The sequence below is a fragment of the Streptomyces sp. NPDC044002 genome, assembly GCF_056434525.1.
On sequence record NZ_JBWKEZ010000001.1, the window covers coordinates 97695 to 106542 of the forward strand.

Annotated in this window: 9 protein-coding genes and 1 pseudogene; 5 read left to right on the forward strand and 5 right to left on the reverse strand. The window is 74.4% G+C overall.

Translation table 11 applies throughout. From position 1 onward, the window contains the following. Positions 1 to 59: 59 nt before the first annotated feature. Complete coding sequence (locus tag AC07A6_RS00390; protein ID WP_478775432.1) at positions 60 to 2750, forward strand: AAA family ATPase; 2691 nt, start codon at positions 60 to 62, stop codon at positions 2748 to 2750. A gap of 58 nt (positions 2751 to 2808) precedes the next feature. After that, a pseudogene (locus AC07A6_RS00395) lies at positions 2809 to 3178 on the forward strand (6-pyruvoyl trahydropterin synthase family protein). 33 nt (positions 3179 to 3211) lie between these two features. On the opposite strand, the gene AC07A6_RS00400 reads toward AC07A6_RS00395, so the two are convergent. The 4 genes from AC07A6_RS00400 to AC07A6_RS00415 form a co-directional block, all read right to left on the reverse strand. Beyond that, the gene (locus AC07A6_RS00400; RefSeq protein ID WP_385765949.1) at positions 3212 to 4018 is read right to left on the reverse strand and encodes a VOC family protein; all 807 of its coding nucleotides are present in this window, start codon (positions 4016 to 4018) and stop codon (positions 3212 to 3214) included. A gap of 151 nt (positions 4019 to 4169) precedes the next feature. After that, positions 4170 to 4490: a winged helix-turn-helix domain-containing protein gene (locus AC07A6_RS00405; RefSeq protein WP_478775433.1), complete on the reverse strand. Its 321-nt coding sequence runs from the start codon at positions 4488 to 4490 to the stop codon at positions 4170 to 4172. Then, complete coding sequence (locus AC07A6_RS00410; RefSeq protein WP_478775434.1) at positions 4487 to 4903, reverse strand: hypothetical protein; 417 nt, start codon at positions 4901 to 4903, stop codon at positions 4487 to 4489. Before AC07A6_RS00410 ends, AC07A6_RS00405 begins: the two co-directional genes overlap by 4 nt. A gap of 126 nt (positions 4904 to 5029) precedes the next feature. Continuing rightward, positions 5030 to 5470 carry a nuclear transport factor 2 family protein gene (locus tag AC07A6_RS00415; RefSeq protein ID WP_385765941.1) on the reverse strand — a complete coding sequence of 147 codons (441 nt, stop codon included), beginning with the start codon at positions 5468 to 5470 and terminating at the stop codon, positions 5030 to 5032. A 107-nt stretch (positions 5471 to 5577) separates the two neighbouring features. Here AC07A6_RS00415 and AC07A6_RS00420 point away from each other — a divergent pair, with 107 nt between their 5' ends. Further along, entirely contained in the window at positions 5578 to 6159 is a 582-nt protein-coding gene (locus AC07A6_RS00420; protein ID WP_478775435.1) for a PadR family transcriptional regulator, read from the forward strand. Continuing rightward, positions 6146 to 6925 carry an SGNH/GDSL hydrolase family protein gene (locus AC07A6_RS00425; protein WP_478775436.1) on the forward strand — a complete coding sequence of 260 codons (780 nt, stop codon included), beginning with the start codon at positions 6146 to 6148 and terminating at the stop codon, positions 6923 to 6925. Before AC07A6_RS00420 ends, AC07A6_RS00425 begins: the two co-directional genes overlap by 14 nt. Positions 6926 to 6930: 5 nt before the next feature. Here the strand turns inward: AC07A6_RS00425 and AC07A6_RS00430 are convergent, their stop codons facing one another. Continuing rightward, complete coding sequence (locus AC07A6_RS00430; RefSeq protein ID WP_362461644.1) at positions 6931 to 7722, reverse strand: VOC family protein; 792 nt, start codon at positions 7720 to 7722, stop codon at positions 6931 to 6933. Between the two features lie 176 nt (positions 7723 to 7898). Between AC07A6_RS00430 and AC07A6_RS00435 the strand changes: the two genes are divergently transcribed. Next, a complete protein-coding gene (locus tag AC07A6_RS00435) occupies positions 7899 to 8732 on the forward strand; it encodes a sulfurtransferase (RefSeq protein ID WP_478775437.1) in 834 nt (277 codons plus the stop codon). The last annotated feature ends 116 nt before the right edge of the window (positions 8733 to 8848 follow it).

Below are 8848 nucleotides of genomic sequence, written 5' to 3' on the forward strand. Positions count from 1 at the left end.
GGCGGCCTGCCGAGACGGGCCGGGAAGCTCTGCCGGAAACACGGGACGGGGGACGTGGGGTGCCGATCGGATTCGTCGATCGCGTCGAGCACATGGAGGAACTGCGTTCGGTCCTGGCGGCTCTCGTGGAGGGACGGGGCGGCCAGGCCCTCGCCTTCGACGGTGCGTCGGGAATGGGCAAGTCGGCTCTGCTGAGGGCGTTCGAGGCGGAGGCCGCCGCGTCCGCGGGCCCCGCGAGGTGCCGGATCGTGTCGACCGTGTGCCGGCCCGGCATCGGACCGGACCTGATGTACGGGCCGGTGCTCGATCTGCTCCTGAAGATCGGGGAGGACCAGGAACCCAAGCGGCGCGGCGTGTTCAGGAGGATGCTCGGCGCCACCGGGCAGGGGGTGGTCCGATCGGCACCGGAGGTGCTGTCCGCGATCGTCCCCGGACTCGGGGCGGTGTTCACCCTGGGACGGGAGATCACCGAGGCCTCCCTCGACTCCGGGTCGATGCCCTTCGACAGCCTGCTGCCCTTCCGGCACGCGGCGGCCCTCCGGATCGTGGACGGTCTGCTGGAGGTGGTCCGGCAGGGCCCGCCGACCGTGCTCGTGATCGACGACGTCCAGCACATCGACGAGAGCAGCCAGTTCGTCCTCGACCAGCTCCTGCGCAGACTCCCGCAGGAGCGGCTCGCCCTCGTGCTCGGCCACACGAGCGACGGGGCGTACGCGGACGGCCGCGAATCCAGGATCGAGGCGCTGCTGCACCGCTGGTCCGGCGAGGGACTGCTGCGGCGCAGGACGATGGGGGGACTGCCGCAGGACGCGATCGCCGAACTCGTCGCCCAGCGGCACCCGGCGGCCCCGCCCGCCCTCTCGCACCGGCTGGCGGAACTGACGGGCGGCCACGCCATATTCGTGACGCTCTGCCTGGAGGAGTGGAGCCCCGGCCACGGGGCCGACGTGGCCCTGCCCCCCACCCTGTCGAGGGTGGTGGAGGAGCGGCTGCGCACGCTGACCGAACAGGACCGTGCCCTGCTCGTCACCGGGGCGGCCCAGGGGGAGGTGTTCCTGTCGGGCACGGTCGCGGCGGTCACGGGTGTGCCGCACGACGTCGTGATGGAGCGGCTGCGGCTGATCGCGCGGGACCACCGCCTGCTCGTCCCCGAGGAGCCGCCCGCGTGGGCGCGCTGGGAGCCGTCGGACTGCTACCGCTTCGAGCACCGCGCGCTGTGGAGCGTCGTCTACGCACAGCAGAGCGCCGAGCAGATGCGGTCGCGGCACGCGCGCATCGCGGCGGCCCTCGGCCAGGCACGGCCGGAGACCACCTCGCTGGAGCGGAGGCTGGAGATCGCAGGGCACCTGAGACGGGGCGGGCCCACCTGTCTGGCCGCATCGGCCGACGCCCATTTCGCGCTCGCGCGGGACGCGGCCACGGAGGGACTGTCCTTCTCCGAGGCCGAGCGGCACTGTGAGGAAGTGATCAGGGCCGCCCGGGACCTGCCGGTGGGGACCGAGGGACGGGACCGGCGCTTCGTGCAGGCCGTGGAGCTGCTCCTCTCGCTGACCGAGGTGCGCTGGCGGGGGCAGAGCCGCCCTGCGGGCGGACCCGACATCGACGACCTGGCGGCCGAGGCGGAGGCCGCGGCGAGGCGGTGCGCGGAGCCCGGACTGGCCATCCGTGCGACGTTGCTGCGCGGCAAGACCCTCCTCGCCACGCAGGGACTCGTACCCTCACTGGACAAGCTGGCCGCCGCCGTGGAGCTGGCCGAGGAGCACGGGGACCCGGTACCCCTCTTCGTGGCCCGGGTCGAGTACGGCCGGCAGGTCTCCAAGCGCAGGCTCGCCGACGGCCTCGCGCAGCTCCGCGAGGCGGAACGCATGTACGCCTCGGACCCGCGCCTCGGGGGCAGCGGGGAGCCGGTCCTCCAGCACGCCCGCAACCTGGGGGAGATGCAGCTCGGCATCACCCTCTTCGACAGCGGGTACCTCACCGAGGCGCTGACGAGGCTGACCCGGTGCGTCGCGCGCTTGCGCGAGGAGCCGCTGAAGGCGGAGCTGCCCATAGCGCTCAACTACCTCGCCCAGGTGCACATGGGCCTCGGGGACCACGGGAAGGCGGAGGAGGCCCTGCGCGAGGCCCTCGATTTCGAGGCGGACCGCGGCGGTGACAGCGCCTGGCACGCCTACAACGCCGCGCTCCTCGCCCGTATCGTCGCGAGGCGTTCGGGAGACCGGGAGGAGGGCCGCCGGCTGATCGCCGAGGCCTGGGCGGAAACCGAGCGGACGTGGCTGGCCAATCTGGTCCCCATCGTGCGCAACCTCTATGCGGAGGTGCTCCTCGCCGACGCGGGGGAGTACGGGGAGCAGCTCGACGCCGCGGAGCGGCTGGCGGTCGCCACGTGCGTCGAGACGCGGCGCAGCGGCATGGTGCGCAGCGAGATCGCCGCGCACTCCCTGCGCAGCCGGATCCTGGTGCGCAAGGGCGACGCGGAGGGGGCCGAGGAGCATGCGCGGGAGGCACTGCGGATCCTGGGCGAGGTCGGGGACATGCCCGCGCTGCGGACCGAGGAGGTCCTCTACCACTCGGCGCTCGTCCTCTCGGACCGGGGGTTCGAGGACGAGGCGCGGGGCCTGCTCGACCGCGCCAGGGGTGCGGTCCTGCGCAAGGCGGACCTGATCGCCGATGACGCGGTGCGGGAGCGCTTCCTGACCGGTGTCTCCCTCAACCGCGCCATTCTCGGCGCCGGCGAGGTCGATCGGTGATGCGCGAAGCACTCATGCCGGGCGGAGTTCCGCCGCTCGCGGGCCGACTGGGGTGGCCATGCTGACGATCACCAAGGAGTTCCACTTCTCGGCCAGCCACGTTCTCGACCGGCTTCCGGGCTGGCACCCCTGCGCCCGCATGCACGGGCACAACTACGTCGTGGTCATCGAACTCCGCGGCCGCCGGGAGGACCTCACGGAGGCCGGCTTCGTGAGGGACTACCGGGATCTCGACGCGTTCAAGACGTGGGTGGACGAGACCCTCGACCACCGTCACCTCAATGAGGCGATGGGGGGGGGGTACCTCGCCCTCGGCGGAGAACCTCGCCGTGTGGATCCACGACCTCTGGACGGAACGGATCCCCGAGCTCACGGCCGTCAGGGTCTCCGAGACGCCCAAGACCTGGGCCGAGTACCGGCCCGGCTGAGGGGCGTCGTGAGCGGTGGGTGCCCGGGCCGGCTCAGAAGCGGCCCGGTGCGGCCGGGCCGACGATGCTGAACGCGGCGCCGTCGCGGTCCCGCAGGGTGCGCTCGTGGGGGAAGGCGGAGTCCGCCGCGGGGACGGCGGTGCCGCCGAGCGCGGTGGCGGCCTCCGCCGCGGCGTCGAGGTCGGGGACCCGGAAGTGGGCGCGCCAGCGCGGCCTCAGGTGCGGGTCCGGGGCCTCCGCGAGCGTGCCGCCGTGCAGGCGGGCCACGGTCCGGCCCGCGCGGCGGAGCAGGATGCGGTCGTCCTCCTCCACGTAGGCCACCTCGCAGCAGCCGGCGTGGTCGCAGGCCCACTCCAGGACCTCGCCGTAGAAGATGGCGGCGTCGAAGGCGTTCCGGGTGTGCAGCTCCAGCCAGGCCGGCGCGGCTTCGCCGCCCATGCCCCAGTCCGGGATCGCCTCGCCCTGCCAGATCCCGAAGACCGCCCCGTCCCGGTCGGCGGCGAGCGCGGCCCGGCCGGTGCCGAAGGACAGGGGGCCGACGGCGACGGTCCCGCTGCGCTCCCGGATGCGGGCCGCGGTGACGTCGGCGTCGTCCACCGCGAAGTACGGGGTCCAGGTGACGGGGATGCTGAGAGTCGGGGGCAGTGCGCCGATCCCGGCCACCGGGACCCCGGAGGCGAAGCCGACGGCGAAGGCCTCGCCGAGGTGGGCGGGGCCGAATTCCCATCCGAGGACCGCGCTGTAGAACTCCTTCGACGCGTCGAGGTCGCGGGCCATGAGGCTGACCCAGCAGGGCGCGCCGAACGTTTCGTGACTCGATGTCGACACGGTGTATCCCATCCGCCGGTGCGCCCCCGGGAGCCCTTCCACAGTACTCGTGGGCGGCTCCCCGGGGCGGTGCGTAGCCGCGTGGGCGCGGTCCGTCAGGTGCGGTAACGCCGGCCACATCCTCGTACCGCGGCCCCGCCGGCCGGACGGCGACACGCCGGGGTCAGTGCGGAGGGCCCGCGATGGCGGTGAGGGCGGCGACGTGCCGCCGGTAGCCGGCCAGGCCCTCCCCGGTCAGGAGCAGCCAGGTCCGCGGCAGGCGCCCGACCCGCCCCTTCTCGACCGTCACCCAGCCCGCCTCCTCCAGCCGCGCGACCTGCTTCGACAGCGCGGAGTCGGTGATCTCCACGAGGTCCCGTACGTAGGCGAACTCGGCCTTCTCCACGGGCGCGAGGGCCGCCACGATCGACAGGCGCACGGCCGAGGAGAGCAGCGGGGCGAGCGCGTGGCGCGGGTGCGGGGTCCGGTCGGCCGGAGTCGTCATGCGGCTCGGACCTCCCGCCAGGCCGCGGCGGCGGGCGGCAGCGCGCACAGCAGGGCGGCCGCGGCCGCGAAGGCGGTGCTGTCCGCGAAGAGAGTGAGGCCCAGGGCGAGGGACAGCACGTACGCGGCTGCCCACGCGCCGATCGCGCCGAGGTAGCGGCGGCCGTGGCCCCGGGGGACCGCCGGCTGCCGCGTGGCGAACGCGGACAGCGCCATCACCACTACGGCGTTCGCCACCGTGCTGACCAGCGTGCCCGTCCGCCCGTGCCACAGCACCACGGTGGGGACGAGGACGAGCTGCCACCCCGCGAAGGCCCACAGGCAGCCGGTGAGCCGCCGGCTGCGCTGCCGCGTGCCGGCCTCGATGCGTGCGATCCCCTTCAACGCCGCTGCGGCGGCGGCCTGTTCGGTCATGACGTCCCCCTGAATGGCGGCCGGGCGGCTCCGTGCGCAAACACCCGGCAAGTACTTGCCAATGTAGCAAGTACTTGCCGGGTGATGTGACCAAGGGGCCGCTCGGGGCGTCGACTTGAATTCCCGTCAGGCCTCCGGGGCGAGGCCGTCGGCGATCAGGCCGGTCAGGACCGCCTGGCCCAGGGCCTGGACGGCGGACTGGGGGCGGACCATCACCGTGAACTCCTTGACCCGGCCCGCGTCGTCGAACTGGAGCTGGTCGATGCCGTGGATCTGCTTGCCCGCCACCAGCGCGCGGAAGGGCAGGATCACCGTCGGGGCCTCCCCGCCGCCGGACGTGGTCTCGGCGCCGCCGTCCAGCCGGCCGAGGTAGCGGAGGTCCTCGAAGGTGCGCAGCAGCACGCCGAAGAGGCCGAGGACGGCGGCCTTGCCCTCGAACGGCTTGAACTTCACCGGGCTGTAGAGCCGGATGTCGTCGGTGAACAGGTCGTCCAGCGCGGCCAGGTCGCGCTTCTCCACGGCGGCGCGGAAGCGTTCGGCGGTGCCCGCCGTGTCCACGGTCCCCATGTGGCCCTCCTCCTGCCGGTGATGCCCGGCGCTTACTCAAGAATGCGAGTAGTCATGTTTTTGAGTATGGTGCCGCTGCGGGTACGGAAAGGGAAGGGGGAGCGGCCATGGCTCTGCGGCACGCGGTGCTGGCGGCGCTGCTCGACGGCGAGTACAGCGGCTACCAGCTGGCGAAGGCCTTCGACATCAGCGTCGCGAACTTCTGGCACGCCTCGCCCCAGCAGCTGTACGCCGAACTGGCGAGGCTGGAGGCGGACGGGCTGGTCGCGGGCCGGGAGGTGGTGCAGGAGTCCCGGCCGAACAAGCGGGTGTTCCGGGTCACCGACGCCGGCCGCGCCGAACTGGAGCGGTTCGCCGGGGCGGCGTCCAAGCCCTCCTCGATCCGCGACGACCTCCTCGTGAAGGTGCAGAGCGCCGACCGCGTCGGCACCGCCCCGGTCATCGGGCAGCTCCTGGAACGGGCGGCCGCCGCCGAGGCCAAGATCGAGATGCTCCGCGGGCTGCTGCGGGACATGCGCGGCGAGCTGGACGAGGAGGAGTTCCTGCTGCGCGGCGAGCGGATCGGCGGCTACCTGACCTGCCTGCGCGGGGTGGCCTTCGAGGAGGGCCACCGGGACTGGTGCCTGCGCGCCGCGGACGTACTGGGCAAGAGGGACGAGAGGGAGGGGAGCACCCGTGCGGAAGCCTGAGTACCTGCGTTACGTCGCCCTGGGCGACAGCCAGACCGAGGGGCTGGGGGACGGCGACGACACGGTGGGCCTGCGCGGCTTCGCCGACCGCCTCGCCGGTCACCTCGCGGCCGCCGCCCCCGGGCTGCGGTACGCGAACCTCGCCGTCCGGGGCCGGCTCGCCGGACAGGTCCGCGCCGAACAGCTCGGGCCCGCCTTGGAGCTGCGGCCGGACCTCGTGACCGTCGTCGCCGGGGTCAACGACCTGCTCCGGCCGCGCTTCGACGCCGCCGAGGTGGCCGGGGAGCTGGAGGAGGTGTTCGCCGCGCTCACCGCCGCCGGGGCCCGGGTGGCCACCGTGACCTTCCCCGACGTGGCGCGCATCGCCCCCCTGGCGCGGCCGCTGAGCCCCCGCGTGAGCGAGCTCAACACCCGCATCCGCGCCGCGGCCGCCCGCCACGGGGTGGTGGTCGCCGAGACCGGCCGGGCGGCCGTCGCCACCGACCCGCGGCTGTGGACCGCCGACCGGCTGCACGCCAGCCCCCTCGGCCACGCCCGGATCGCCGCAGCCCTGGCCGAGGCCCTGGAGCTGCCGGGCAGCGGCGATGGCTGGAAGGAGCCGCTGCCGCCCCGGCCGCCCCGCGCGCTCGCCGGGGCCGTGGCCGCCGAGGCGGCCTGGGTGGCCGGGTTCCTCGGCCCCTGGCTCGGCCGCCGGCTGCGCGGCACCTCCTCCGGCGACGGCCGCACCGCGAAGCGTCCGCAGCTGCTGCCGCTCCAGGCCGTCTAGCCCGTCTAGGTACCGGAGGGCGTCCGGACCAGGGCGAAGACCGCTCCCTCCGGGTCCGCGACCACGGCCAGCCGGCCCGTGATCCGTTCCCGGGGCGGGGTGACGACCCGGCCGCCCAGCTCGGCGACCCGGGCGGCGGCCGCGTCGGGGTCCGCCACCTCGAAGTACGTCATCCAGTGCGGCCCCCGGTCGTGCGGCAGCGACCGGCCGACGCCGTGGACGGCGGCGACCGGACGGCCGCCCAGGCGCAGTGTCAGGTAGTCGAAGTCGGACGGCACGTCCGGGTGCGGCTCGGCCTCGTGGCCGAAGACGTGCTCGTAGAACTTGCCGACCGTCGAGGACTCCTGGGTGAGCAGCTCGTTCCACACCGGGGTGCCCGCCGCCCCCGCCGGGCGGGCCGCGGGGTGCCCGTCCGTCTGCCAGATCCCGAAGATCGCCCCCAGCGGGTCGGAGCAGATCGCCATCCGTCCCGCCGCCCCCGCGTCGAGCGGGCCCACGGCGACCGTGCCGCCGCAGGAGCGGATGGACTCGGCGGTGCAGTCGGCGTCGTCCGTGGCGAAGTACGTGGTCCACGCCACCGGAAGATGCCGGTCCGGCGGCATCTCGCCGATCCCGGCGACCTCCTGGCCGTCGAGGAAGGCCCGGACGCTCGGGCCGAACTGGGTGGGGCCGGGCTCGTACTCCCAGCCGAACAGGTCGGCGTAGAAGTCCTCCGTGCTCCCGAGGCCGTGCACCATCAGGCTCACCCAGCACGGTGTGCCGGGCGTGCGCCGCGAAGCCCCCGATGCCTCCGTCATGTCAGCCGTCTCCCGCCGTCGTGTCCCTGTTCCCCGCAGATGCTTGCACTCCGCGGCACCCCGTGTGCCCCGACCGGCCGCGCGACCGGGGTGCGGAACAGAGATGTCCGAATCACTGCGCCCCGTCGATGTCGGGCTTGTTACACGGGTTCGAGGGCGGGGAGGAAGATGGGCCCATGACTGCGATTCTCTCGGCCTCCGAACTGCGGGGCGAGCTGGCCGGCTCCCGCCCGCCGGCACTCCTGGACGTCCGCTGGCAGCTGGGCGGCCCCGACCAGCGCCCCGCCTACGAAGCCGGGCACCTGCCCGGCGCCGTGTACGTCGACCTGGACCGCGAACTGGCAGGTCCGCCGGGGGCGGGCGGCCGCCACCCGCTCCCCGACCCGGAGGACTTCGGCGCCGCGATGCGCCGGGCCGGGGTGCGGGCCGACGAGCCGGTGGTCGTGTACGACGGCGGCCTCGGCTGGGCGGCCGCCCGCGCCTGGTGGCTGCTGCGCTGGACGGGCCACCGGAACGTGCGCGTACTGGACGGCGGCCTGGCCGCGTGGACGGCGGCGGGCGGCGCGCTCAGCACCGACGCGCCGACGCCCGCCGAGGGTGATTTCAAGCCAAACCCCGGGGCGTTCGGACTGCTGGACGCCGACGACGCGGCCGCGCTGGCGCGTACGGGCCTCCTGCTGGACGCCCGCGCGGGCGAGCGCTACCGCGGCGAGGTCGAGCCGATCGACCGGATCGGCGGGCACATCCCCGGCGCGGTGTCGGCCCCGACCACCGAGAACGTCGGCCCGGACGGGCGGTTCCTGTCGGCCGGGGAGCTGCGCGCCCGGTTCGCGGCGCTCGGCGCCGCGGGGGACACCGCGGTGGGCGTGTACTGCGGTTCCGGGGTCTCCGGGGCGCACGAGGTCCTCGCGCTGGAGGTGGCCGGGATTCCGGCCGCCCTGTACGCGGGCAGCTGGTCGCAGTGGTCCTCGGACCCGGAGCGGCCCGTGGCCACCGGCCCCAACCCCTGACGCGCACGCGGCCGGGGGGGGACGCCCCGAGGGGATACCGGGGGGCTCTCCCCCTTCTTTTTGTCGGGGCTCCCGGAAAACTCTTTCTCAGCCGGGACGCGCAGACCGCACTCTAA